Here is a 24,974-nt window from a genome sequence, read left to right as displayed (position 1 = left end):
GGGGCAGCAGCGGCAGGCGCCTGGCCAGTGCGGCATCGTTCATCGGGTGCTCGGCCGTGTCGGCGGTCGGGTGGGGGCTGGCGGGCTGATCGGAAGAGGACATGGCAAGACCGTGGCAGAGGCTGAAGTGATGATGGCGCAGAATGTCGTGTGACATTCCAGGTCGCCATGATGCCATGCCCGTCGTCGCGCGGCATGACTGGTCTCACTGGGTCGGCTTGTGTAGTCTGCCGCGAGAGCAGCGCCACGTGGCGCTGAATCGTGATGCTGGCGACGGGGCGTGAATGCCCCGCGCGACTCTTGAGGGCAACTTTGATCATGTCAGACCCTATCGCCATTACCGCTGCCGACGGCCTGCCGTCGACACTGGACCTCGACCGCCTTGCACTGGCGAGCCAACAGTTGATCGAGGCCGGTCAGGCGCTGGACGCTGCCGGGCAGGTGCCGGCCACCGGTGGCAACTTCTCCTGTCGTCTCAGTGATCGCCTGATGGCGGTCACCGCCTCGGGCTGCCTCAAGGGCCGCCTGACCAGTGGCGACATTCTGGTCAGCGATTTTGCCGTCAGGCTGCAGGGCACTTCCCGCAAGGCCTCTGACGAGGCGCGCCTGCATGGTCAGCTCTACGAAGACCTGCCCCACGCGCAGGCGATTCTGCATACCCACTCCAGGGCCGCCACCGTGCTGTCGCTGTGCCATGAGGGCGACACCCTGAGCCTGGAGGGTTTCGAACTCAACAAGGCGCTGGAAGGCGTCAAGAGTCATGAGACGGCGGTACGTCTGGCCGTCTTCGACAATACTCAGGATATCGATGCGCTGGCGCTGGACGTGCGCGCCCGCCTGGCCGCCGATGCCGGTCTTCACGGCTACCTGATCCGCGGCCATGGCCTCTACACCTGGGCCAGCAGCATGTCGGCCTGTCGCCGTCATGTCGAAGCGCTCGATTTCCTGATGGGTTGTGAACTGGAACTGAGGAGACAGCGATGAGCTTTCTGGCCATCTACGCCGAGCAGGACGCCTCGCGTCCGCAGTTGATCACCAATGATGGCGCGCAGATCGCCAGCGAACTCGAGGCCGAAGGCATTCGCTTCGAGCGCTGGACGGCGGGCTGCGAGATGAGTGATCCCACCGACCAGACGCAGGTGCTGGCGGCCTACGCCGATGATGTCGCGCGTCTCAAGTCCGAGAACGGTTTCGTCACCGCCGACGTGATCGGCCTGACGCCGGACCATCCTGACCGCGACGCCCTGCGCGGCAAGTTCCTCGATGAGCACCGCCACGCGGAGCACGAGGTGCGCTTCTTCGTGCGCGGCAGCGGCATCTTCTATCTGCATCTGGGCGAGCGCGTGCTGGCGGTCGGTTGCGAGAAGGATGACCTGATCGCCGTGCCGGCCGGCACGCCGCACTGGTTCGACATGGGGCCGACGCCGGACTTCACCGCCATCCGCCTGTTCACCAATCCGGAAGGCTGGATCGCCAACTTCACCGACAATGACATCGCCGCCCGCTTCCCGCGTCATGAAGCGTTGGCCGAGCACTTTACCCAGACCGCAGCCCCGCATTCCCAGGAGTCCGCATGATTCGCGCCATCGTCACCGACATCGAGGGCACGACCGGCTCGATTCGCTTCGTGCATCAGGTGCTGTTCCCCTATGCGCGCGCCAATCTGGGCGATTTCGTGCGTGCCAACGCCGAGCGTGAGGACGTCGCCGAGCAGCTGGCCGCCACCCGCGAGCTGGCCGAGGCGCCCGCGGCCGATCTCGAGGCCGTGATCGCCATTCTGGAAGGCTGGATCGACGCCGACCGCAAGGCCACGCCGCTCAAGGCGCTACAGGGCATGGTCTGGGCACAGGGCTACGCGGACGGTGACTTCACCGGCCATGTCTATCCCGATGCCGTGAAGGGATTGCGTGACTGGAAGGAACGCGGACTGTCCTTGTATGTCTACTCTTCAGGCTCCATCCAGGCCCAGAAGCTGCTGTTCGGGCATTCCGATGTCGGCGATCTGACTCCGCTGTTTGCCGGCTACTTCGACACCACCACGGGCCCCAAGCAGGAAGCCGAGAGCTATCGCCGCATCGCCGGTCAGCTGGGCATTCCGGGCGCGGAGATCCTGTTCCTGTCAGATGTCGTCGCCGAGCTGGACGCCGCCGCTGCCGCCGGCTTCCATACCTGGCAGCTGGTGCGGGAGCCGGACATGGTCACGGGAGATCACCCCCGGGCCAGCCGCTTCGATGAGGTGTCCTTCAGCGGCTGAGCAGGACGCTTCAGTGACAGGTGTCAGCCGTGAGCCTGTCAGATTTTCCATGAATACATCGTCCTCGTTCGAGGACACAAGGAGGACGAACGATTGCACAGCCAGACCGATAGCCGTGAAGTGGCCAGGGAACGTGTTCATATCGTGGCGGCGCAGCCGCAGCATGCCGCGGATCAGGCCGAAGTGTTCTACCAGGCCGTCATGCAGGGCGCTGCCGGTCATTATGATCTGGCGCAGCGCCAGCAGTGGGCCGCGCGTGTCCCGCGCGACGCCGAACGCTGGGCCGCGCGTCAGCATCGCTTCGAGGTGCTGGTGGCGGAGCGTGATGGCCGCTGCATCGGCTTCTGCGAGTACGCCCCCGAATGGCCGCTGGCGCGCATCGAGATGCTTTACGTCTATCCGAGTCTGATGGGGCAGGGCATCGGCAGCCAGTTGCTGGCGGCGGCCGAGCGCGACCTGCGCGAGCGCAAGGTGCGCGTGATGAGTCTGGAGGCCAGCCTGACGCTGTCGCCGGGCCTGGCCCGCCGTGGCTGGCACAGCCTGGGGCTTGAGCACGTCAAGCGCGATGGCATCTGTCTCAAGCGCGAGCGCTTCGAGAAACGTCTCGACGAGTGAAGCGCACAGCACTGTGATGCTTAACATGAAGAAGCCCCCACCGGTCGCCCGGTGGGGGCTTCTTGCATCTGGGACGATGTCCATCGCGTTCTGTTCGGTCATCAAGCCCGGACTTCAAGCCCTGGCCTCATGCTCAGACAGAACAGGCCGGCAGACAGATCAGATCGATCAGGCCGGCAGACAGGTCAGCGATCACGCCATGGTGTCGACGATGCCGCCTTCCACGCGCAGTGCGGCGCCGGTGGTGGCGCTGGCCTGCTCGGAGGCAGCGTAGACGCTCATGTTGGCGACTTCCTCGGGGCTTGCCAAGCGCTGCAGGATGGAGGTCGGGCGGGCCTGCTTGACGAAGTCGGCCTCGACCTCCTCAAGTGCCTTGCCTTGCTCCTCGGCATTCTGCTTGAGCATCTCGAGCACGCCCTCGGAACGGGTCGGCCCCGGCAGGATGGCGTTGACGGTCACCTGGGTGCCGGACAGCACCTTGGCGAGCCCGCGCGAGACGGACTGCACCGCCGATTTGGTCATGCCGTAGTGGACCATCTCGCTGGGGATGTTGAGCGCCGATTCGCTGGACAGGAACTGGATGCGGCCCCAGTCGCGCTCCTTCATGCCGCGCGCATAATGGCGGGACAGGCGTACCGCCGACATCACGTTGACCTGGAAGAACTGCTCCCAGGTGTCGTCGTCGGTGTCGAAGAAATCCTGCGGGGCGAAGATGCCGACATTGTTGATCAGGATGTCGGTGTCCGGCACGGCGTGAATCAGCGTGTCGCAGCCTTCGCGTGTGCCCAGGTCCGCGGCCACGCCCTGTACCTCGCTGCCGGGCGCCTTGTCTCTGAGGCTGGCGACGGCCTCATCGACACGCGCCTGGGTGCGGCCGGTCAAGGTGACGCTGGCGCCTGCGCGGGCAAGCCCTGTGGCGATGGCGAAGCCGATACCGGCAGTGGAACCACTGATGATGGCGCTGCGGCCGCGTAGATCAATCTGCATGCAAACCTCCTTGCAGGGAGCGACGGCGACGAGAGCCCGGGCGGGTGCCTCGAGCCGTGTCGCTTTCGTCATCCGGGTGTTCTCATTGCGTGGCGATGCCGAACGCGCAATGCAAGGGGGAGCGGCAGTGCAGGTCAGATCTTGCGCAGATGCATGTGGCGCAACGCCCCGCCGGGGCCGAGATCGCGGTCCTCGAGTCGCTGCACCGCATGGCCCTCCAGCAGGTTGTCCAGCGGCACATTGAGGTTGGTCGCCACCAGCCGGGCCAGAGGATTGAGCAGACGCCGCAGTCGCCCGGCCGGGCGATTGCCGCGCAGGCCCTTGTCGAGCAGCGACAGCTCGCCATCGCTGGCCAGCACGCGCAGCGCTTCATCGAAGGCGCGCTGGGGCTGGGGCACCACGGCGATGATCAGGTGGGCGATGACGACATCGAAATAGCCATCGGGGAAGTCGAGCGCCATGGCGTCGCCCGGCTTGACGTTGGCATCGAAGCCAAGCGTCTCGGCACGCTCGCGACAGCGGCGCAGCATGGCGGGGGAGGCGTCGATCACCTCGAGCTCGATGTCACGGGGCAGGAAGGGCAGGTCGAGCCCGGTGCCGCCGCCGAGCAGCAGCACGCGGGTGCCCGCCTGGATATCGAGAGTCGCGATGGCATCACGCCGCGCGGAGCGCAGGATGCGGGCGGCCACACGGTCATAGATCGGCGCGTAGAGACTCCAGCGGCGCGTCTGCCAGTCGCCGCCTGATGCTCTGGGGGCTTCAGGTGGCGGCTGATGAGGAGATGGCGGGGACATGGGGCGCCTCCCTGGCGGCATGGCAATGTGTCGTGACAGAAGGGCCGGCGTCAGCGGCGACCTCTGCAGGACAGGAGCTGGCCAGCAGGAAGGCATTCACCTGTCGTTGGCTAGCGGGTCTCGACAGTGTAGATGCGCATCGACAGGTCGATGGAGGTCACGTCCTTGGTCAGTGCGCCGATCGAGATGCAATCCACGCCGGTGGCGGCGATACCCGGCAGGGTCGCCTCGCTGACGTTGCCGGAGGCTTCCAGCACGGCCGGCTTGGCATGCGCCTTGTTGCGCGCCACGGCCTCGATGAGCTGATCGTTGTCGAAGTTGTCGAGCATGATGACGTCGGCACCGGCATCCAGCGCCTGGGCCAGCTCCTCGAAATTCTCGACTTCCACTTCGCAGGTGACGTCGGAGGCGATGTCGCGCGCCTCACGTACCGCCGCCGCGATGCTGCCACAGGCGGCGATATGGTTTTCCTTGATCAGGAAGGCGTCATAGAGGCCGATGCGATGATTGTGGCCACCGCCGCAGCTGACGGCGTATTTCTGCGCGACACGCATGCCCGGCAGGGTCTTGCGGGTATCGAGCAGGCGCACGCCACTGCCCTCGACCAGCGAGGCATAGTGGCTGGCGCGGGTCGCGGTGCCGGAGAGCGTCTGCAGCAGGTTGAGCGCCGCGCGCTCGCCGGTCAGCAGCGAACGTGCCGGGCCTTCCAGCTCCAGGAAGGGCGCGTCGGCCTCGAGGCGATCACCGTCGCTGGCCAGCCACTTGAGGCTGACGCGCGGATCGAGGCGCCGAAACAGCTCATCGACCCATGGCACACCGCACAGGATGGCCGGTTCGCGACTGATCACGCGGGCCTTGGCCCACTGGCGCTCCGGAATCAATTCGGCGGTGATATCGCCACCGCCGACATCCTCGGCGAGCAGGCGGGCGGCGCTGGTACGGATATCCTCGGCGAGGGCGTCGTGGAAGTTCATGCGCGTCTGATCCTTGTACGAAGAGTGCTGCCGGAGCCGGGGTCTGTGCGTGTGCCAGGGCAGTGACACAGACCCGTGGTTGCCGAGCATGCCATAATGTGCGCCATTATAGGAAAAGCCACGCGAGCGGTCAGTCCCCGCGTGCGACGACCTTCCCGTCTGGAGTCTTCGATGCCCCCCTTGTCCTCTTCCCCGCGGTCGGGCCACCTGACGCGTCTGGCGGTCACCCCCGAGCACTGGCTGGAGAGCGCCCGTCAGGTGCCGTCTCCCAATCACAATGCTCGCCCCGAGGGAGAAGTCTCGGCGCTGGTGCTGCATTCCATCAGCCTGCCGCCCGGACGCTTCGGCGGCCCGGCCATCGAGCAGCTGTTCACCAATCAGCTCGACCCTGGCGCCCACCCTTACTTTGCCGATATCCATCAGCTGCGCGTCTCGGCGCACGTGCTGATCCAGCGCGACGGTCGCCTGGTGCAGTTCGTGCCCTTCGATCGTCGAGCCTGGCACGCCGGTCGCTCGCGCTGGCATGACGGTCAGCGTGAGCGTGTCGAGCTCAATGACTTCACCATCGGCATCGAACTCGAGGGCGATGAGGTGCATCCCTATCGCGATGTCCAATATCGCACCCTGGCACGCACCGTGGCCGGCCTGATGGCGAGCTATCCCGCGCTGACGCGCGAGCGCATCACCTCGCATGCGCGGATTGCGCCGTTGCGCAAGACGGATCCTGGCCCAGCCTTCGATTGGGCTTACTTCGATCGCCTGCTGGACGACATTCAGGACTAAGGTCGCAGGTGTCTCGCGATGGTGCATTGCAGCATTGTGTGGCGTCTCCAGGCAGGAAACGCCCAGTGGCGGGGCGCGTTGGTAGTTTTACTACATCACGGCTATCGAGGGCGGCTCAGTCTGGCGTATGAGTCCCGACCGCAAGGCGCATGAGGCCAGTGCTGCCGCGGGGCAGCCAAGCATTGCACCTGCCCGGTGAGTCTTGCTGCCCTGAATTGGCACGCGGGGGTGTTTGCGGTATCTTTCACGCCAAATGACTGCATCTTGTGCCCTGCTTTGGCGCAGGATGCGCGTCGAGATTGACGGCCGGCAAGACCCGGTCACGACAGGTCTATCGGAGATGCGACCCACTCAGAAGGTCGTGCCCACACTGAAGAGCGCCACTGGTTTCGATATCGCTGTTCGTCGAAACGTTTGACAAAAAATTTCTTCACTCGGAGAGACGTCTATGAGTCTGGAGGCAAGAGAAGATCTCGATCCGATCGAAACCACGGAATGGTTGGACTCCCTGGAATCGGTTCTGGATCGTGAGGGTGAGGATCGTGCCCAGTACCTGATGTCACGCCTGGCCGACCGCCTGCGTCGTGATGGCCATCAGGTGCCCTTCTCGGTGACCACGCCCCATCGCAACAGTATCCCCGTGCACCGCGAAGCGCGCATGCCGGGCGACCTGTTCATGGAGCGTCGTATCCGTTCGCTTATCCGTTACAACGCCATCGCTCAGGTGATCCGCAACAACCGTGCCCACAAGGGCCTGGGCGGTCACATCTCGAGCTTCATGTCCAGTGCGACGCTTTACGACGTAGGCTTCAACCACTTCTTCCGTGCACCGGAAGGAGATTTCGAAGGCGATCTGCTTTACATCCAGGGTCACGTGGCACCGGGCATCTACGCCCGTTCCTTCCTGGAAGGTCGTCTCAGCCAGGAGCAGATGGACAGCTTCCGTCAGGAAGTCGACGGCAACGGCCTGTCTTCCTATCCGCACCCGTGGCTGATGCCGGATTACTGGCAGTTCCCGACCGTCTCCATGGGTCTGGGCCCGATCCAGGCGATCTACCAGGCGCACGTCATGAAGTACCTCAACTCGCGTGAGTTGAAGTCCATGTACGACCGCAAGGTGTGGTGCTTCATGGGTGACGGCGAGTGTGACGAGCCGGAATCCCTGGGTGCCATCTCGCTGGCTGGCCGCGAGAATCTCGACAACCTGATCTTCGTCATCAACTGCAACCTGCAGCGTCTTGACGGTCCGGTGCGCGGCAACGGCCGCATCATGGACGAGCTGGAAGGCGTCTTCCGTGGTGCCGACTGGAACGTGCTCAAGGTCACCTGGGGTCGCTTCTGGGATCCGCTCTTCGAACAGGACAAGAAAGGCATCCTGCAGAAGCGCATGGACGAAGCGGTCGACGGCGACTACCAGAACTACAAGGCCAATGGCGGCGCGTACACGCGTGAGCACTTCTTCGGCAAGTACCCGGAGACGGCCGATCTGGTCAAGGACATGTCAGACGACGATATCTGGCGTCTGAACCGTGGTGGCCACGACCCGTACAAGGTCTACGCGGCGTATCACGAAGCGGTCAACAACTCCAATGGTCGTCCGACCGTCATCCTGGCGCACACCGTCAAGGGTTACGGCATGGGCATGGGCGATGGCGAAGCTGCCAACGAAGCCCACCAGGTCAAGACCATGGAACACGAAGCGCTGAAGACATTCCGCGATCGCTTCGGTATCCCGCTGACCGACGAGCAGCTCGAGGAAGTGCCGTACTACAAGCCGGCGGACGACAGCCCGGAAATGAAGTACATGCACCTCATGCGCGAACGTCTGAACGGTTACCTGCCGCAGCGTCGCACCGAGTATGAAACGCTGGAAATCCCGCCGCTGGACGACAAGATCTTCGCGTCCCAGCTCAAGGGTTCCAACGGCCGCGAAGTGTCCACCACCATGGCCTTCGTGCGCGTGCTCAACGGTCTGGTCAAGCACAAGACCCTCGGAGAGCGTGTCGTGCCGATCATTCCTGACGAAGCGCGTACCTTCGGCATGGAAGGCATGTTCCGTCAGCTGGGCATCTACACCGCGGCAGGCCAGAAGTACGAACCGGTCGACAAGGGTCAGATCATGTATTACCGCGAGGACCAGAAAGGTCAGGTCCTCGAGGAAGGTATCTCCGAAGCAGGCGCCATGTCTGCGTGGGTGGCGGCGGCAACGTCCTACGCCAACCACAACCTGCCGCTGATGCCGTTCTACGTCTACTACTCGATGTTCGGCTTCCAGCGCATCGGTGACCTGGCGTGGGCCGCAGGCGACCTGCAGGCACGTGGCTTCCTGGTCGGCGGTACTGCCGGTCGTACCACCCTGAACGGCGAAGGTCTGCAGCACCAGGATGGCCACAGCCATATCCTGGCCTCGACCATCCCGAACTGCCGCACCTACGACCCGACCTACGCTCACGAAGTGGCGGTCATCGTGCAGGACGGCATGAAGCGCATGTTCGAGCAGCACGAGCCGGTCTTCTACTACCTGGCGGTGATGAACGAGAACTACGAGCAGCCAGCACTCGAGACGGTGCCCGCAGAGGACATCATCAAGGGGATGTACCTGCTCAAGGAAGGCGGCAAGGACGGCAAGGCACGCGTTCAGCTGCTGGGTTCCGGCACTATCCTGCGTGAAGTCGAGGCAGCTGCCGAGATGCTCAAGCAGGACTACGGTGTCGACGCCGACATCTGGAGCGTCACCAGCTTCAACGAGCTGCGTCGCGAAGCGCTGGAACTGGATCGTCAGGCCTTCCTCAAGCCGGAAGAGACCCCGGCCAAGCCGCACATCACTCAGTGTCTGGAAGGACGTGACGGCCCGGTCGTGGCTGCCACTGACTACATGAAGCTGTTTGCTGACCAGGTTCGTGCCTGGGTGCCGGCTGACTATCACGTGCTCGGTACCGACGGTTTTGGTCGTTCCGATACCCGCGAGAAGCTGCGTCACTTCTTCGAAGTCGACCGCAACTTCGTCACCGTCCAGGCCCTGAAGGCGCTGGCGGATCGTGGTGAGATCGACCGCAAGGTGGTCGCGGAAGCGATCAAGACCTACGGCATCGACCCCAACAAGCCGAATCCGCTGAACGTCTGAGCGGAGATCGCGGAACAGGCGAGCGGCACTCCCTCCTCGACATCATGATGATGCGCAGGTGATTCGGGTGTCGCTCCCCGTGCACGTTTTGGAAGGAGCACGATCTTGAGCAGCGAAATCATCAAGGTTCCCGACATTGGCGGTAGTTCCGATGTCGAGATCATCGAGATAGCGGTGGCGGTGGGAGATGTCATCTCCGCCGAAGACACCATGATCACTCTTGAGTCCGACAAGGCCAGCATGGATGTGCCGGCACCGAAGGGCGGCAAGGTGGTGAAGATTCTCGTCAAGGAAGGCGACACCGTCTCCGAAGGCGACGATATCCTGGAGCTGGAAGCCGAAGGCGGTGGTGACACCTCCTCTGACGCTTCTGACGAGCAGGAAGCGCCGAAGGAAGAGGCTCCCAAGCAGGAAGCCTCTGAGCAGCAAGCGCCGAAAGAGGCCGCACCTGCGCCGAAGGCCGCTTCCGGTGGCACCCAGACCGTCGACATCGTCGTGCCGGACCTGGGCGACTCCGAAGCCGTGCCGATCATCGAGATGGCCGTCTCCGAAGGCGATGAAGTCGACGCCGAAGATGCGCTGATCACGCTGGAATCCGACAAGGCCAGCATGGACGTCCCGAGCCCGCACAAGGGCAAGATCGTCAAGCTGACCGTCAAGGAAGGCGACAGCGTCTCTTCCGGTGATGTCATCGGTCAGATGGAAATCGCCGGTGAAGGCGGTGAAAGCGCGTCTGATTCCGCGCCGGCCGAGCAGGCTTCTTCCTCCGAGTCCACCTCTGAAGACACGTCTTCCGAGGCACCGGCTGCTGAAGAAGAGCCGGCCTCCGGTGAGCCGGAGCGCAAGGAATTGCGTGTCCCGGATCTCTCCGGCAGCGACAGCGTGCCGATCATCGAGATGGCCGTGGCCGTCGGTGACGAGGTCAACGAGGAAGACGCGCTGATCACGCTCGAGTCCGACAAGGCGACCATGGACATCCCGAGCCCCTACAAGGGCAAGGTGGTGGAGCTTTCCGTCAAGGAAGGTGACACCGTCTCCGAGGGTGACCTGATCGGTTACATCGAGGTCGCGGGTGCCGCGCCTGCGCCGAAGGCTGCCAAGTCAGAAGCGCCGGCAGCTCCCAAGGCGGAGAAGAGCGAGCAGAAGCCGGCTCCGACACCGGCCGGTGCGCCGAGCCCGGAAGCCCAGATGGCCGCTCACAAGCCGAGCAAGGGTGCCAAGGTCCACGCAGGACCTGCGGTTCGCCTGCTGGCACGTGAGTTCGGTGTCGATCTGGCGGACGTCTCCGGCAGCGGTCCGAAGGGCCGTGTGGTGAAGGAAGATGTCCAGGCCTACGTCAAGCAGATGATGCAGAAGGCCAAGTCCGCACCGGCAGCCCCTGCCGCGCAGGCCACCGGCGGTGCCGGTATCCCGCAGGTGCCGGATCAGGACTTCAGCCAGTTCGGTGAAATCGAAGAGAAGAAGATGGGCCGCCTGATGAAGGCCGGTGCCACCAATCTGCATCGCAGCTGGCTCAACGTCCCGCACGTGACCCAGTTCGATGAAGCCGATATCACCGAGCTCGAGGCCTTCCGCAAGTCCATGAAGGCCGAGGCGGAAGCGGCGGGTGCCAAGCTCACGCCGCTGCCGTTCATGATCAAGGCGGCGGCTCACGCGCTGGCCAAGTATCCGCAGTTCAACGTCAGCCTCAAGGCCGACGGCGAGACCCTGGTGCACAAGAAGTACGTGCACATCGGTATCGCGGTGGATACGCCGGACGGCCTGATGGTGCCGGTGATCCGCAATGCGGATCAGAAGAGCCTGCTGGAGCTGGCCAAGGAGTCCGTGGAACTGGCCAAGAAGGCGCAGACCAAGAAGCTCAAGCGCGAAGAGATGACCGGTGGTTGCTTCACCATCTCGAGCCTTGGCTCCATTGGCGGTACTGCCTTCACACCGATCGTCAACACGCCGGAAGTCGCCATCCTGGGCGTCTCCAAGGCGCAGATGAAGCCGGTGTGGGACGGCGCTGCCTTCCAGCCGCGTCTGATGATGCCGCTGTCACTGTCCTACGATCACCGTGCGGTGAACGGGGCGGATGCAGCACGCTTCACGGCGTATCTGGCTCAGGTGCTGACCGACGTGCGTCGCATGTTGCTCTGATGATGCCTGTGGCATGAAGCGCGGGTGCCTTGACCTTCCTTGAAGGTGAAGGCGCTCCTCGCTGACAGAACGGCCTCCTTCGGGAGGCCGTTTTTTTGTGCATGTCCGTTGGCGTGGCAGGGCGGCGACCGCTGTTGCTGCCCTGCACAACATGCGATGCTTCACGCCAACCTGCCGCGATCTGCCGCATCGTGCTGGCACGACCCGGGAAGGCCGGTTCTCGCAACACACAAGGAGCAAGACAATGGAATGGTTGATGGACCCTTCGGCATGGGTGGCCCTGGCGACCCTGACCGCGCTTGAGATCGTGCTGGGCATCGACAACATCATCTTCCTGTCGATTCTGGTCGCGCGGCTGCCCGAGTCCCAGCGTCAGCGTGGGCGCATGATCGGCCTGGGCCTGGCGATGGGCATGCGCATCGTGCTGTTGATGTCGCTGTCGTGGCTGATGTCGCTGACCGCGCCCCTGTTCAGCGTGGCCGACTTCAGCTTCTCGGGACGTGATCTGATTCTGGTCTTCGGGGGCCTGTTCCTGCTCGGCAAGAGCACCCACGAGATCCACGCCAACCTGGAAGGCGAAGACCCCGCCGAAGAGGGCGCGAAGAAAGGCAGCGCCAGCTTCATGGCAATCATGGTCCAGATCGCCTTGATCGATATCGTCTTCTCGCTGGATTCGGTGATCACGGCGGTGGGCATGGTCGACCACCTGATGGTGATGGTCATCGCCATCGTCATCTCGGTGGGCATCATGATGGTGGCCGCCAAGCCCATCGGCGATTTCGTCGATCGTCACCCGACCATCAAGATGCTGGCGCTGTCCTTCCTGATCATGGTCGGCATGATGCTGATGGTCGAAGGCTTCGGTGTCCACGTGCCCAAGGGCTACATCTACGTGGCGATGGCCTTCTCGCTGGCGGTGGAAATGCTCAATATCCGTCTGCGCAGCAAGCGCGCCAAGGTAGTGCGTCTGCGTCGCAGCAGCCAGGCGGAAGACGTCACCGAGTGAGACACTGGCACAGCAACGGCTGACATGACTCAGCCTGATCACGCCACGGCGACTGAGCTAGGTGGCCCGGCGTGAGTGGAAAGACGCCCTCTGCGACCGCGTGCCGCAGGGGGCGTTTGCGTGTCATGACAGCCGTGTATGGCAGGTCGGCAACCGGCGAGGAGGGCGACAGGCCCTCCTGCGCGCCAAAACAGTGCCAAAGGGCGGCATACGCGCCTTTGGTGTGCTTGTGCCGGCGTCGTGTGAACGGTATCGTCAGCTCTACATTGCATGGCGATGACATAATGAGATCATCCGTGCGCGCCGTCGTTTTGCGCAGCACATATTGGTCCGCTGCCCATATTCATCCTGGTCATCGATACGCTCGATGCGTTCGACCCTCATGAGGTAGTCGAGCGTCTCGACGCCGCGAGTTTCGCCGCTTCACCTCGATCGTGTCGACGACCAGAGCGCCTTGGATGGCTATCTGCCGCCGAGGGCAAGGTGCACCAGCGCCAGATGACCCTTTACACCCGTTTGATGCTTTTCATTTGCACACTCAAGGAGCAGTACCGATGCGTTTGATCCTGTTGGGCGCCCCCGGCGCCGGCAAGGGCACCCAGGCCCAGTTCATCTGCGAGCGTTTCAACATCCCGCAGATCTCTACCGGAGATATGCTGCGCGCCGCGGTCAAGGCCGGCAGCGAGCTGGGACTCAAGGTCAAGGAGATCATGAATACCGGCGGACTGGTGTCCGACGAGATCATCATCGCCCTGGTCAAGGAGCGCATCAGCCAGCCCGATTGCGAGAACGGCTTCCTGTTCGACGGCTTCCCGCGCACCATTCCGCAGGCTGACGCCATGAAGGAAGCCGGCGTGAAGCTGGACCACGTGGTCGAGATCGCCGTCGCTGACGAAGAGATCGTCAAGCGTCTGTCCGGTCGTCGTGTGCACCCGGATTCCGGTCGTGTCTACCACATCGAGTACAACCCGCCGCGCGAAGAAGGCAAGGACGACGTCACTGGCGAAGCCCTGATCCAGCGTGAAGACGACCGCGAAGCCACCGTGCGCAACCGCCTGTCCGTCTATCACGAGCAGACGGAACCGCTGGTCGAGTACTACTCCAGCTGGTCTGCCACTGGCGATGCCCAGGCACCGGCCTACCACCGCATCGAAGGCGTCGGCTCTGTCGACGACATTCGTGCTCAGCTGGTCAGCGCGCTGGAGCACTGATTGCCCGGCACGCTTCAGGTGGCTCAGCTGGAACAGATTGGATTGCGCTGGTGAAGCCGGCCGCCTGACGAAGAACGCCCGTAGACATTGTCTGCGGGCGTTTTTTTGTTCTTCGCATACTGGCGCGAATCAGGAATTAGGCGTTGCGGCAGGCCGCTTGCCGGCGTGGGCTCGGGGGTTGCAGCAGGAGTGACGCCCGCGGCCGACACCAGCCGTGGACAGCCTGCGTCTTTTGCTGCCCGCGGGGGACGGGTAGAATCGCGTCACATTTTTCTGACGACGAACCGCCCATGACCACGCTTCTGGCCATCGATGCATCCTCTTCCGCCTGTTCCGTTGCCCTGTGGCAAGACGGCGTTGTTACTGCCGAGCGCTGTGAGGCTCCCCGTCAGCACACCCAGCGCATGATGCCGATGATCGAGGCGCTGCTGGCCGCTGCCGATCTGACCCTCAATGACCTCGACGCCCTGGCCTATGGCCACGGACCGGGCTCGTTCACCGGGTTGCGCATCGCCGCTGGCACCATCCAGGGCCTCGCCTTCGGTCTCGATGTGCCGGTGATCGGCGTCTCGACGCTGGCGGCCCTGTCACTGCAGGCTCACCGCCTGCATCACGCGCGTTTCGTGCTGCCGATGCTGGATGCACGCATGGGCGAGCTCTACACCGGCGCCTATCGCGTCGTGACGCGCGCTGACGGCGAGATAGAGGTCGAGCAGGTGCTACCCGAGCAGGTCTGCGCTCCGGGCCTGCTGGAGCTGCCTGCGGCGCTGCGTGAGCATGACTGGCTGGCGGTCGGCTCGGGACTGGTGATGCACGACGAGCTGCCCGAGAGCGTGCGTGCCAGCCTGGCGCTGCAACTGCCCGAGCCGCAACCGGATGCCGAGGCCATGGTGATGCTGGCCGCCCAGGCGTATGCCCGCGGTGAAGCGGTGTCGGCGGTCGAGGCCCAGCCGGTCTATCTGCGCAATGAGGTGGCATGGCGCTGATGGCAGCAGGGATTGCCATCTCGTTGCGTCATCGTGGGTTCAGCCAAGGCTGACATAAGATTCGCGCATCATCATGTCGCGCCCGACACTCGCGGCGCGGCTTGACGCAAAGCGTTGTTCTGTCACTACGGCACGTGCAGTGCCACAGACGATGTCTGTCGTCCGTGTGGGCCACTGAGGCCCGTCTCTCTTAAAAGGATGTTTCATGGAACTCATGCATGTGGTGGCGTTGGCCGTCATTCAAGGTCTGACGGAATTTCTGCCGATTTCCTCCTCCGCCCACCTGATTCTGCCCTCCCAGGTGTTCGGCTGGCCGGACCAGGGGCTGGCGTTTGATGTCGCGGTACACGTCGGTACCTTGCTGGCCGTGGTGATGGCCTTCCGCAAGGATGTCGCCAATATTCTCGCTGGCTGGTTTGGTCAGTTCAGCGGCAGCGGCACGCTGGCGGCGCGCCAGACCGAAGACAGCCGTCTGGGCTGGGCGGTGTTGCTGGCGACGCTGCCGGCCGTGATCTTCGGCGGCCTGCTGGGCGATGTGGTGGAAACGGCCGGGCGCTCGATCGCGGTGATCGGTACCACCACCATCGTCTTCGGTCTGCTGCTGTGGTGGGCGGACGTCAAGGGCGCACGCACGCGTGACCTGGCGACGCTGACGCTCAAGGGCGCGCTGATCATCGGCCTGTTCCAGGCGCTGGCCCTGATTCCCGGCACCTCGCGTTCGGGCATCACCATCACCGCCGCGCTGCTGCTGGGCTTCGAGCGTCAGAGCGCTGCGCGCTTCTCCTTCCTGCTGTCGATTCCGCTGATCGTCGCGGCCGGCCTGCTCAAGGGCCTGGAGCTGATCGAGACCGGCAGTGAGGCGCAGCTGTTCGATGTCGCCCTCGGCGTGGTGCTGTCCTTCGTCTCCGCGCTGGTGTGCATCAAGCTGTTCCTCAAGGCCATCGACAGCATCGGCATGCTGCCCTTCGTCATCTACCGCCTGCTGCTGGGCATGATGCTGTTCGGCATGCTGTTGCTGCTGTAAGCCATGCGCGCGATGACGTAAGCTTGTCCCCTGACGGCGTCGCTCTTGCGGCGCCGTCGGCGTTTGTCAGCCTGACCGCATGCCATGCGAGTTTCTCTTTTCCTGCGTTCACCGTTCCTCTTCACCGTTTCTCATAGAGCCCATCCATGCTGCCACCCGAAGACTCTCTCGTTGCCCATGATGCAGCGGCCGATGCCGCTCCCGTGATCGCCATTGCCCGTTCACGGCTGCAGGCGCGCCCGGAACTCGCCATGCTGGCGGCACATTTCGGTATCGCGCTGCGGGAAGATGACGAGATGCCGGCGCTCAAGCTCGAGGTGGCGCTGGACGAGCAGGGCGCACCGCGCCTGGTGATCGCCGGAGATGAGCGCGAATACGGCAAGCCGCTGTGCGTCGATTTCGTCGCCGGTCGTGCCGATCATCGCCGTCGTTTCGGCGGGGGGCGCAACCAGCTGATCGCACGCGCCTGTGGCCTGAATCGAGGCGCACTGCCGAGCATCGTCGATGCCACCGCAGGGCTCGGGCGCGATGCCTTCGTGCTGGCGAGTCTCGGGGCACCGGTATTGATGATCGAACGCGTGGCGGCCACGGCGGCGATCCTGGTCGATGGCCTGACCCGGGCACAGGGCTGCGCGGATGACGAGATTCGCGCGATCGCGCTGCGCATGCAGGCCCTGCACGGCGATGCCACGCGGGAGCTCGGGGAGCTGGTGACGCAGTGGGATCAGCCGCCGCAGGTGGTGCATCTCGACCCGATGTACCCGCACCGTGACAAGTCGGCACTGGTCAAGAAGGAGATGCGAGTCTTCCGCGCTCTGGCCGGCGATGATGCGGATGCCCCGGCGCTGCTCGAAGCGGCGCTGGAGGTCGCGACGCATCGCGTGGTGGTCAAGCGCCCACGCAAGGCCGAACCGATCGGCGGGCTCGCGCCGAGTCATGTGGTCGAGGAGAAGACCAGCCGCTACGACGTCTATGTGAAGCAGGCGCTGCGCTGATAGCGCTGACGCCTGAGGATGGCGTCAGCGATGTAAAAGCCTCTGCCAAACGCAAAAGCCCCCGCTCGCGATCTGATCGCGGCGGGGGCTTTTTGCACTAAGGGGCCTCGGCCCATCATCTCATTCGCGCTGAGAAGAGGCGTCGGACGCCTTGTGGTCTGCTGATGCAGTTTCGTCAGCGGCCTCGCTGTCGCGCAGGCGTACATGCTGCAGGCGGTGGCGCAGGGCGGGATCGAACAGATCGCGGCCGTGCACCTGCAGATCTTCCAGCGCTTCGCCGAAGCATAGCTGGCCGCTCTCCAGCCAGATGAACTCCAGCTCCAGCAGCGTATCTAGCAGGCCGCTGAACAGACGCTTGTCGAAGAACTCCGGCGCGTTGAGACCCGACAGCAGGGTCAGGCGTTCGGCCAGGGCGCCGGAATGGCTCTCGAGGGACTCGCGGTCCAGCGTGCCGCTGCCGTGCTGCAACAGGGCGGCGATCAACAGATAGCCGCGCTCCAGCGTCGGTTGTACCGGCTGAGCCAGCAGGCGCAGCTGCTCGGAAGGCTCCTGACTGGCCACCGGACGTGACCAGCGCTCCGGAGTGTCGCCAGTCGCCGCTTGATGCTCCAACAGGCCTTCCTCGCTCATCAGAGCCAGCGTGGCGGCGATATCCGCCTTCAGCTCAGGGGCCTCGGGGACGAACAGCTCGCGCACCAGCAGCGGCCAGGCGGGGCTGATCTGGTCTTCCAGTGCCTCGAGGGTGTACTGGGCCGTATTGCGGAAGGCGAAGGCGATCAGCGCCGGCAGCGCCAGCAGGTGCAGCACGTTGTTGCGATACCAGGTCAGCAGACTGGCCTGCTCCGGGGTGGCGATCACCAGCTCGCCAAGACTCTGTGGGCGCAGGGTGACCAGCCCCAGATGGACGCAGTGTGCGACCCACTCATCCGGCGTGCCCTCGGGCAGGCTGTGGTCATGACGGCCCGGCAGCTTGTCGGCGAGACGCACCAGCATCGCCAGCTGGCGTTGCAGCAGGCTGGCCTCGATGGCGTGGTGGGCGGTGGACAGCAGCACCAGCGCCGTCAGCGAGACCGGATTGAGCGCGGCGGCGGCATTGATGCGCGTGGCGATTTCATGCCCCAGTTGCGGCACCGCCTGGGTCAGCCATTCCGGGCGGCGCTGATGTCGGCTGGCCTTCCAGTCCGGCGCGGTGTCATCCAGCCATTCGCCCAGCTTGAGCGGCTCGCCGATGTTCAGGTAGACCTTGCCGAAGGGCTGCTTGAGCTGGCCGAGCACGCGGATGAGGTCCAGCGGTGATTCCTTCTTCTTGCTGGCTCCCGACAGTTCGCGCTGATAGCTCAGGCTCTCGAAGACCTTCTCGTAGCCGATGTAGACCGGTACGAAGGCCACCTCGCGGCGTGTATCACGCAGGAAGGAGCGCAGGGTCATCGCCAGCATGCCCGGGCGCGGGGGCAGCATGCGGCCGGTGCGTGAACGGCCCCCCTCGATGAAGTACTCCAGCGGATGACCACGGGTGATCAGCTGGTGCACGTACTCGTCGAAGACGGTGGCATACAAGCGATTGCCGCGGAAGCTTCTGCGCAGGAAGAAGGCGCCGCCACGGCGCAGGATCGGGCCGATGATCGGCATGTCGAGGTTCTTGCCCGCGGCGACGTGGGGCGTCATCAGGCCCTCGTGGAACAGCACGTAGGACAGCAGCAGGTAGTCGATATGGCTGCGATGACAGGGCACGTAGATCAGCTCGCAGTCGCCGGCGATCGCCTTGACCTGGGACATGCCGCGCACCTCGACGCCGTCGTATAGCTTGTGCCACAGCCGCTTGAGGGCATGGGCCAGAAAGCGCTGCACCGGATAGCCCATGTTGGAGGCGATCTCGCGACCATACTGCAGGGCGCGCTTCTCCAGATGTGCCGGCGGCTGATTCTGCTCGCGTGCCAGCTCGCTGATAACGTCCTGCACGGCGGGCGCCTTCTGCAGGTTGCGAATCATGGTGTGGCGGTGGGAGAGGTCTGGCCCCAGCAGGCGGGTACGCACGCGCCGGAAGTGCACACGCAGCAGGCGCGAGATGCGGCGGTGCGCCAGCGCCGAGTCCTGCGGGCCTTCCCTGAGTGCTTCGTGCAGCCTGAGCGGCTGACCGAAATGCAAATCCACCGAGCGGCCATGCGCCAGAATCGCGATGGCGCGGCGCAGCACGCCCGTCACCCGCCAGCTATCGGCGGAGATGAACTTCCAGAAGCCGAATTCCTTGCCCGGGGCACGCCCCCAGAACACGCTGACCGGCACCAGCTGCACCTCGACATCACTCGGGGCGTCTTCCAGCGCGGCGATCAACTTGGCCAGGCGGCGTGACAGCAGGCTCCTGTCGCTGCGCGAGCGCCGCAACAGGCGAAGACGGGAGTGGCTCAGGCGCAGGTCGCCTATGCTCAGAGGCAGGGTCGGCGAGGGCAGGCCACGTGCCTCGCACAGCTGCTCGACCACCAGCTCGTCGGACAATGCCTGGTACGGGAAGACGTAGACCACCGGCAGCGTCGGGTCGAGGTTCAAGGCGCTGTGGTCCAACGCATTGATGTCGGGCTCCACCGCGCGCAGCTCCACCCACTTGTCCAGCAGGCGGCGACTGACATTGCGCAACGGGCGCAAGACTAAGGTGACTGGCGACATGGTGAGGCTCTCGCAGGTGTGGACAAGGACGGACTACCGGAAACGACAATCTGTCGGCGTTCACGAATAAAGCATCGGGACGATGAATGAGGGTTGATTGCGACGTTTTCATGGTCTGGCTGGTAGCGCTCAGCGCGAGCATGATATTGAGCATTATACGCATTCTGCCCGCAGACGCCGTGGCAGAGTACTTGGTGACTGAGCACGTAGTGACTGAGTACGTAGCGACAGAGTGCTTAGTGACGAAGCGCACAGTGGCAGCATCTGGCGGTGCACCGTCATGGGCATCGTCATCTGTATCGTGCCGTGCAGGGAAATGACGGGAGGCAAGGCATGCTGGGAATGTGGCGATCAGGCAATCGATTCACCTTGCTGCCGGAAGGCGCGCGGTTTCTGCCCAGCATGCTGGAGGCGGTGGAATCCGCGCGCCATTCCATCCTGCTCGAGCTGTATCTGGCCGAGAGCGGCCACCTCAGTCGCGTCCTGATCGATGCGCTGTGTGGCGCGCGCCGCCGCGGCGTGACGGTGCTGGTGCTGCTGGACGGCTTCGGCTCGCTGGGCCTCGAGGAAGCTGACCGCCAACGCATGATCGAGGCCGATATCCAGCTCAGGATCTACAACCCGCTTTCCTGGTGGCGGCTGGGGCGCAATCTGACGCGTGATCATCGCAAGCTTCTGGTGGTCGATGGGGAGGTGGGCTTTACCGGCGGCTTCGGTGCGGTGGATGTCTTCGCCGAGGCCTGGTCGGAAGTCGCGATACGCATCGAGGGGCCGTGCATCAGTGACTGGGTGCGCCTGTTCGCACGCGTGTGGGACTCCGCGGCCAGTCGTGGCCATGGCAGTCGGCTGGCGGTGCGCAGCATCAATGTGCGTGCGTGCCGGGTCGAGGGCTATCTGAGCATGCGTGGGCGGGTGGTCTGGGGGCATGGTTTCCGCTATCAGGCCATCCGTCATTCCCTGCAGCATCAGGCCAGCAGCTCACGCAAGCGGCTGTGGATCTGCACGCCATACTTCGTGCCGACCTTCAGCATGCGGCGGCGTCTCAAGCGCGCGGCGCGCCGGGGTGTCGATGTCCGATTGCTGATCGCCGGCCAGCATCATGATCACCCGGGCGTGCGCTCGGCGGGGCAGCGCTTCTATGCCGGGCTGCTCAAGGCGGGCGTGCGTATCCATGAATTCCAGCCCCGCTTTCTGCATGCCAAGTTCTCGCTGGCGGATGACTGGGTGACGCTGGGGTCGTGCAACTTCGATCATTGGAGCCTGCAGTGGAATCTGGAGGCCAATCAGGAGGTGCAGGACCATCGCTTCGCCGCCGACGTCGCCACGCTGTTCGAGCATCACTTCGCCCACAGTGTCGAGATCAACCAGGCCGCCTGGCAGCGTCGGCCGCTGATGCAGCGCTGTCGCGAGTGGGGCTATGGCACTCTGGATAGCCTGGTGACGCGGCTGCGCTGACCGGCTCGCAGCTGTCAGACACGGCTGCGTGGAACCAAAACGCCGGACGCCCCATGAGGCCGCCCGGCGTTGTCGTTTTCAAGGCTGCATGGCGTTAAGAGCGCCATGGCGGGATCAGCGCTTCTTGCCGCCGCCCTTGCCACCGTTCTTGTTGCCACCCTTGCCAGCGCCCTTGTTGCCGGCGTGCTTGCTGCGCGGAATGCCGGCTGCGCCCGGTGCGGCGGAACCCTTGCGACGCGGCGACGGCTTGGGGCTTTCCGGCGGGACACGGTAGAGCAGGTAGAGATCCAGCAGCAGTTCCGGCAGCTGGTTGACGAAGCGCTGGGCACCGATCGGGTCGGCGATCAGCTCACCGATCTCCGGGTCTTCATCGTCGAAGACGCCGGAGATGGCCATGAACGGCAGCAGCAGTTCGGCGGCCGCCTCTTCCTGGGTGCCGAACCAGGCCTCCTCATCCATGAACACGCCTTCCATGAAGCCGGCACACCAGTCGCCGATCGGCGTCTCGACGGGGTCGGCACCGCCCAGCTCCAGCTCGAACAGCAGTTCCGGCAGCACGCCGTGCTCGAGGGCATCGATGGCGTTGGCGCGCATCTGCTCGAACAGGGAGACGACTTCCGCTTCCTGCTGCGGGCTTTCGTAGCTTGGCTGCCCCTGGAAGAGTTCCGGCAGCCACAGGCTGGAGGGCACTTCGCGCGGTGCGATGGCCAGTGCCAGCATGAAGCCATGCGCACTGATGATATCGAGAGCTTCCGGGCCGACGATGTCGGACTCGAGGAATTCGTCGAGGATGTCGAGGGATTCATCATCCAGCAGCGGCTGGGTCTGGACAGGCTCGGCCATGGGGGAGTCTCACGTGCGATAAGGGGAGAAGTCGAACAGTGCCGCCTGGCTACCTGGGTGAACCAAGGGGAACCGGGCAGGCGTGGATGGCGCTAGTGTATCATTTCACGCCTCGAGGAGTGGTACGCTCGCTCGTCATCAGCTCATCCGTTCCATCGCTCTGCTGTCTGGTCATCGTGTCATGTCATCATCCACTCGTCGTGTCGTCAGTCGTCACCGCTTTGCGCCCGATCATGCTCTGGCCTGCCTGGGGGAGACCCCCGCAACGCCACTGCCGCTGGCCGATGCCGCCGCGCTCGAGGCGCTGACGGCGCCTGCCCTGCACGCGACGCTGGAGGCGCAGGTGCTGGCATGTCTGGCACGCGCGCGCGCCCTCTTCCCCGAGCTGCGCATGCCGTCGGTCTCCTGCCGCCTCAAGGGGCGCACGGCGGGCACGGCGGATTCGGCGCGCCAGCGGCTGCGCTTCAATTGGCAGCTGCTCAGCGAGAACCGCCATCACTTCCTCAGCCAGACCGTCCCCCACGAGGTCGCGCACTGGGTGGTGATGGAGGTGGTCGAGCGCGCCGGCAAGACGCGTGTCAAACCGCATGGCCCCGAGTGGCAGCAGGTGATGACCAACCTCTACGGTATCCCGCCGGAGGTGACGCATCGCATGGATGTCTCGACTGCCAGTCCGACGCCCTGGGCCTATGGTTGTGGCTGCGATACCGCGCACTATTTCAGCTCGCGACGCCATGCCAATGCCCAGCGCGGTCACCGCTATCGCTGTCGGCGCTGTGGCCAGGAATTGAGCGGTCCCTTGAATGACCCGGCGCGCAATGCGTCGCCTGCGCGTTGAGGCGCATTTCGCTCGCCTGCGCGTCATTGCAAAGTGCGAGTCGCGCCAGAAGGTGTCTTTTCAGGCGGTTTCTGTCCTCCGAACGTCGCTGTGACCTTGGTGTAATTTGTTGATAAACAGTTGAAATAATTAGTAAAAATTTATCTACCAAGGTCTAGTGTGTGGCCCCCCCATGCTTGGGTTTAAGCTGAAATGGACTTGCCTCGGCTCGCCTGCGCTTCACGCATGCTGCGTGGGACAGCGAGTCGCCAGCCAATCCGTCAGAGGTCACGCCACATGAGCGAACATGCCAAGGTTCATCCGGTCACTCCCGATGTCGCCGCCCACGCCTGGGCAGACCGCGAGCGCTATCAGGCCATGTATCAGCAGTCCGTCGAGACGCCGGAGACATTCTGGGCCGAGCAGGCCCAGTCACTGGACTGGTTCGATGCGCCCTCGGTGATCCGCAATACCAACTTCGGCCCCGGTGATGTCGATGTGCGCTGGTTCGAGGACGGCAAGCTCAACGTGGCGCACAACTGCCTCGATCGCCACCTCGCCGAGCGTGGCGATCAGGTCGCCATCATCTGGGAAGGGGATGACCCGAACGAGTCCCAGTCGATCACCTATCGCGAGCTGCACGCGCGTGTCAGCCAGTTTGCCAATGGCCTCAAGGAGTTGGGCGTCAAGCGGGGCGATGTGGTCACGCTGTACATGCCGATGATTCCCGAAGCCGCGATGGCGATGCTGGCCTGTACGCGCATCGGTGCCGTGCACTCGGTGGTGTTCGGCGGCTTCTCGCCGGACGCGCTGGCGGGGCGTATCGTCGATTCCAGCTCGCGCATCGTGATCACCGCCGATGAGTCACTGCGGGGTGGCAAGCGCGTGCCGCTCAAGGAAAACGTCGATGAGGCGCTGGAGCGTGATGGCACCGACTGTGTCGACCACGTGCTGGTGGTACGGCGTACCGGCGGTGAGGTGAACTGGGGCAGCCGCGATGCCTGGTTCCATGAGCTGGTGGACCGTCAGTCCAGTGACTGCCCGGCCGAGGCGATGGGTGCGGAAGACCCGCTGTTCATCCTCTACACCTCCGGTTCCACCGGCACGCCCAAGGGCCTGAAGCACACCACGGGCGGTTATCTGCTCTATGCCGCGATGACCCATCGCTACGTGTTCGATTACCACGATGGCGATATCTACTGGTGCACGGCGGATGTCGGCTGGGTGACGGGCCACAGCTACATCGTCTACGGACCGCTGGCCAATGGCGCGACCACGCTGATGTTCGAGGGCGTGCCCAGCTATCCGACCCACGGGCGCATCGGCGAGATCGTCGACAAGCACCAGGTCAACATTCTCTATACCGCCCCGACCGCCGTGCGTGCGCTGATGGCACACGGTGACAGCGTGATGGATTCAAGCTCGCGCACGAGCCTGCGGCTGCTCGGCTCGGTGGGCGAGCCGATCAACCCCGAGGCCTGGGAGTGGTTCCACCGCGTGATCGGCAATGGCAATTGCCCGCTGGTGGACACCTGGTGGCAGACCGAGACCGGCGGCATCATGATCGCGCCGCTGCCGGGCGCGACCGATCTCAAGCCGGGTTCCGCCACGCTGCCGTTCTTCGGTGTGCAGCCGGCGCTGGTCGACAACGAGGGCAACATCCTCGAGGGCGCGACCGAAGGCAACCTGGTGATTCTCGACAGCTGGCCGGGGCAGGCACGTTCGATCTGGGGCAATCACGAACGCTACGTGCAGACCTACTTCTCCACCTATGCGGGCATGTATTTCACCGGTGACGGCTGTCGTCGCGACGAGGATGGCTACTACTGGATCACCGGGCGCGTCGACGATGTGCTCAACGTCTCTGGTCATCGCATGGGCACCGCCGAGATCGAGTCCTCGCTGGTGGCGCATGAGGCGGTCGCCGAGGCCGCCGTGGTCGGCTATCCCCATGACATCAAGGGCCAGGGCATCTACATCTACGTGACGCTCAACGACGGTATCGAAGCCAGTGATGAGCTCAAGAAGACGCTGACCCAGTGGGTGCGCAAGGACATCGGCCCGATCGCCTCGCCGGATGTCATCCAGTGGGCGCCGGGGCTGCCCAAGACGCGTTCCGGCAAGATCATGCGCCGCATCCTCAGGAAGATCGCCGCCAACGAGACCGACGGTCTCGGCGATACCTCGACCCTGGCGGACCCGTCAGTGGTGGATGACCTGATCGAGCAGCGCGCCAACCGCTGAACGCGTCGAGTGACGGTCATCGAGGCCTGACAAGACACGCAGCGACAGCGAAGCGCGGGAGC

At 64.2% G+C, this 24,974-nt stretch carries 20 protein-coding genes; 15 read left to right on the top strand and 5 right to left on the bottom strand.

Translation table 11 applies throughout. The features are described 5' to 3' along the window. Positions 1 to 318: 318 nt before the first annotated feature. From R1T44_RS16350 to R1T44_RS16335, 4 genes are all read left to right on the top strand, one after another. Positions 319 to 984: a methylthioribulose 1-phosphate dehydratase gene (locus R1T44_RS16350; RefSeq protein WP_317292300.1), complete on the top strand. Its 666-nt coding sequence runs from the start codon at positions 319 to 321 to the stop codon at positions 982 to 984. Continuing rightward, positions 981 to 1,577 (top strand): 1,2-dihydroxy-3-keto-5-methylthiopentene dioxygenase, encoded by a 597-nt coding sequence (locus tag R1T44_RS16345; protein ID WP_052384566.1) that lies wholly within the window; start codon positions 981 to 983, stop codon positions 1,575 to 1,577. Before R1T44_RS16350 ends, R1T44_RS16345 begins: the two co-directional genes overlap by 4 nt. Continuing rightward, positions 1,574 to 2,254: an acireductone synthase gene (mtnC, locus tag R1T44_RS16340; RefSeq protein ID WP_043333776.1), complete on the top strand. Its 681-nt coding sequence runs from the start codon at positions 1,574 to 1,576 to the stop codon at positions 2,252 to 2,254. The genes R1T44_RS16345 and mtnC overlap by 4 nt, the downstream gene beginning before the upstream one ends. Before the next feature lie 93 nt (positions 2,255 to 2,347). After that, positions 2,348 to 2,869, top strand: coding sequence for a GNAT family N-acetyltransferase (locus tag R1T44_RS16335; RefSeq protein WP_052384567.1), 522 nt, complete (start codon positions 2,348 to 2,350; stop codon positions 2,867 to 2,869). A gap of 192 nt (positions 2,870 to 3,061) precedes the next feature. Here the strand turns inward: R1T44_RS16335 and R1T44_RS16330 are convergent, their stop codons facing one another. From R1T44_RS16330 to nadC, 3 genes are all read right to left on the bottom strand, one after another. Beyond that, positions 3,062 to 3,856: an SDR family NAD(P)-dependent oxidoreductase gene (locus tag R1T44_RS16330; protein WP_284727262.1), complete on the bottom strand. Its 795-nt coding sequence runs from the start codon at positions 3,854 to 3,856 to the stop codon at positions 3,062 to 3,064. 134 nt (positions 3,857 to 3,990) lie between these two features. Then, entirely contained in the window at positions 3,991 to 4,650 is a 660-nt protein-coding gene (locus R1T44_RS16325; protein WP_284727261.1) for a class I SAM-dependent methyltransferase, read from the bottom strand. 110 nt (positions 4,651 to 4,760) lie between these two features. Further along, positions 4,761 to 5,624, bottom strand: a complete 864-nt coding sequence (gene nadC, locus R1T44_RS16320) for a carboxylating nicotinate-nucleotide diphosphorylase (RefSeq protein WP_054556845.1) — start codon at positions 5,622 to 5,624, stop codon at positions 4,761 to 4,763. A gap of 171 nt (positions 5,625 to 5,795) precedes the next feature. Here nadC and ampD point away from each other — a divergent pair, with 171 nt between their 5' ends. The 8 genes from ampD to R1T44_RS16280 all read left to right on the top strand — a co-directional run bounded on the left by ampD (position 5,796) and on the right by R1T44_RS16280 (position 16,892). Beyond that, a complete protein-coding gene (gene ampD, locus R1T44_RS16315) occupies positions 5,796 to 6,407 on the top strand; it encodes a 1,6-anhydro-N-acetylmuramyl-L-alanine amidase AmpD (RefSeq protein WP_052384569.1) in 612 nt (203 codons plus the stop codon). Between the two features lie 448 nt (positions 6,408 to 6,855). Next, positions 6,856 to 9,531, top strand: coding sequence for a pyruvate dehydrogenase (acetyl-transferring), homodimeric type (gene aceE / locus R1T44_RS16310; RefSeq protein WP_284727260.1), 2,676 nt, complete (start codon positions 6,856 to 6,858; stop codon positions 9,529 to 9,531). Positions 9,532 to 9,636: 105 nt separating this feature from the next. Further along, a complete protein-coding gene (gene aceF / locus R1T44_RS16305; protein WP_284727259.1) occupies positions 9,637 to 11,670 on the top strand; it encodes a pyruvate dehydrogenase complex dihydrolipoyllysine-residue acetyltransferase in 2,034 nt (677 codons plus the stop codon). 244 nt (positions 11,671 to 11,914) lie between these two features. After that, positions 11,915 to 12,676: a TerC family protein gene (locus R1T44_RS16300; RefSeq protein ID WP_107335990.1), complete on the top strand. Its 762-nt coding sequence runs from the start codon at positions 11,915 to 11,917 to the stop codon at positions 12,674 to 12,676. 554 nt (positions 12,677 to 13,230) lie between these two features. Beyond that, positions 13,231 to 13,887: an adenylate kinase gene (adk, locus tag R1T44_RS16295; protein ID WP_131432716.1), complete on the top strand. Its 657-nt coding sequence runs from the start codon at positions 13,231 to 13,233 to the stop codon at positions 13,885 to 13,887. A 290-nt stretch (positions 13,888 to 14,177) separates the two neighbouring features. Then, the gene (gene tsaB / locus R1T44_RS16290; protein WP_054556848.1) at positions 14,178 to 14,873 is read left to right on the top strand and encodes a tRNA (adenosine(37)-N6)-threonylcarbamoyltransferase complex dimerization subunit type 1 TsaB; all 696 of its coding nucleotides are present in this window, start codon (positions 14,178 to 14,180) and stop codon (positions 14,871 to 14,873) included. Between the two features lie 205 nt (positions 14,874 to 15,078). Continuing rightward, on the top strand, positions 15,079 to 15,897 hold the full coding sequence (locus R1T44_RS16285) for an undecaprenyl-diphosphate phosphatase (protein ID WP_043333784.1): 819 nt from the start codon (positions 15,079 to 15,081) through the stop codon (positions 15,895 to 15,897). A 296-nt stretch (positions 15,898 to 16,193) separates the two neighbouring features. Further along, complete coding sequence (locus R1T44_RS16280) at positions 16,194 to 16,892, top strand: class I SAM-dependent methyltransferase (RefSeq protein WP_284727271.1); 699 nt, start codon at positions 16,194 to 16,196, stop codon at positions 16,890 to 16,892. Between the two features lie 120 nt (positions 16,893 to 17,012). Here R1T44_RS16280 and plsB read toward each other — a convergent pair whose 3' ends face one another. Then, a complete protein-coding gene (gene plsB, locus R1T44_RS16275) occupies positions 17,013 to 19,553 on the bottom strand; it encodes a glycerol-3-phosphate 1-O-acyltransferase PlsB (protein ID WP_284727258.1) in 2,541 nt (846 codons plus the stop codon). Between the two features lie 333 nt (positions 19,554 to 19,886). Here plsB and R1T44_RS16270 point away from each other — a divergent pair, with 333 nt between their 5' ends. Further along, a complete protein-coding gene (locus R1T44_RS16270) occupies positions 19,887 to 21,008 on the top strand; it encodes a phospholipase D-like domain-containing protein (RefSeq protein ID WP_284727257.1) in 1,122 nt (373 codons plus the stop codon). A 114-nt stretch (positions 21,009 to 21,122) separates the two neighbouring features. Here the strand turns inward: R1T44_RS16270 and R1T44_RS16265 are convergent, their stop codons facing one another. Then, a complete protein-coding gene (locus R1T44_RS16265) occupies positions 21,123 to 21,851 on the bottom strand; it encodes a YecA/YgfB family protein (protein ID WP_064503292.1) in 729 nt (242 codons plus the stop codon). Between the two features lie 181 nt (positions 21,852 to 22,032). Here R1T44_RS16265 and R1T44_RS16260 point away from each other — a divergent pair, with 181 nt between their 5' ends. Beyond that, positions 22,033 to 22,689 carry a SprT family zinc-dependent metalloprotease gene (locus tag R1T44_RS16260; protein WP_317292299.1) on the top strand — a complete coding sequence of 219 codons (657 nt, stop codon included), beginning with the start codon at positions 22,033 to 22,035 and terminating at the stop codon, positions 22,687 to 22,689. Positions 22,690 to 22,965: 276 nt separating this feature from the next. Continuing rightward, the gene (gene acs / locus R1T44_RS16255; protein WP_284727256.1) at positions 22,966 to 24,912 is read left to right on the top strand and encodes an acetate--CoA ligase; all 1,947 of its coding nucleotides are present in this window, start codon (positions 22,966 to 22,968) and stop codon (positions 24,910 to 24,912) included. Positions 24,913 to 24,974 lie beyond the last annotated feature (62 nt).

It is taken from the genome of Cobetia amphilecti (assembly GCF_032923285.1).
Classification (GTDB): domain Bacteria; phylum Pseudomonadota; class Gammaproteobacteria; order Pseudomonadales; family Halomonadaceae; genus Cobetia; species Cobetia amphilecti.
This window is presented reverse-complemented; position numbering and strand designations above follow the sequence as displayed.

Coding starts and splice junctions, on each gene's coding strand:
- adk (WP_131432716.1), top strand. CDS start 13,231: ATGCGTTTGATCCTGTTGGGCGCCCCCGGCGCCGGCAAGGGCACCCAG.
- R1T44_RS16265 (WP_064503292.1), bottom strand. CDS start 21,851: ATGGCCGAGCCTGTCCAGACCCAGCCGCTGCTGGATGATGAATCCCTC.
- aceE (WP_284727260.1), top strand. CDS start 6,856: ATGAGTCTGGAGGCAAGAGAAGATCTCGATCCGATCGAAACCACGGAA.
- R1T44_RS16300 (WP_107335990.1), top strand. CDS start 11,915: ATGGAATGGTTGATGGACCCTTCGGCATGGGTGGCCCTGGCGACCCTG.
- R1T44_RS16260 (WP_317292299.1), top strand. CDS start 22,033: ATGTCATCATCCACTCGTCGTGTCGTCAGTCGTCACCGCTTTGCGCCC.
- plsB (WP_284727258.1), bottom strand. CDS start 19,553: ATGTCGCCAGTCACCTTAGTCTTGCGCCCGTTGCGCAATGTCAGTCGC.
- tsaB (WP_054556848.1), top strand. CDS start 14,178: ATGACCACGCTTCTGGCCATCGATGCATCCTCTTCCGCCTGTTCCGTT.
- R1T44_RS16325 (WP_284727261.1), bottom strand. CDS start 4,650: ATGTCCCCGCCATCTCCTCATCAGCCGCCACCTGAAGCCCCCAGAGCA.
- R1T44_RS16350 (WP_317292300.1), top strand. CDS start 319: ATGTCAGACCCTATCGCCATTACCGCTGCCGACGGCCTGCCGTCGACA.
- R1T44_RS16270 (WP_284727257.1), top strand. CDS start 19,887: ATGCTGGGAATGTGGCGATCAGGCAATCGATTCACCTTGCTGCCGGAA.
- R1T44_RS16345 (WP_052384566.1), top strand. CDS start 981: ATGAGCTTTCTGGCCATCTACGCCGAGCAGGACGCCTCGCGTCCGCAG.
- mtnC (WP_043333776.1), top strand. CDS start 1,574: ATGATTCGCGCCATCGTCACCGACATCGAGGGCACGACCGGCTCGATT.
- ampD (WP_052384569.1), top strand. CDS start 5,796: ATGCCCCCCTTGTCCTCTTCCCCGCGGTCGGGCCACCTGACGCGTCTG.
- acs (WP_284727256.1), top strand. CDS start 22,966: ATGAGCGAACATGCCAAGGTTCATCCGGTCACTCCCGATGTCGCCGCC.
- nadC (WP_054556845.1), bottom strand. CDS start 5,624: ATGAACTTCCACGACGCCCTCGCCGAGGATATCCGTACCAGCGCCGCC.
- R1T44_RS16285 (WP_043333784.1), top strand. CDS start 15,079: ATGGAACTCATGCATGTGGTGGCGTTGGCCGTCATTCAAGGTCTGACG.
- R1T44_RS16330 (WP_284727262.1), bottom strand. CDS start 3,856: ATGCAGATTGATCTACGCGGCCGCAGCGCCATCATCAGTGGTTCCACT.
- R1T44_RS16280 (WP_284727271.1), top strand. CDS start 16,194: ATGCCGGCGCTCAAGCTCGAGGTGGCGCTGGACGAGCAGGGCGCACCG.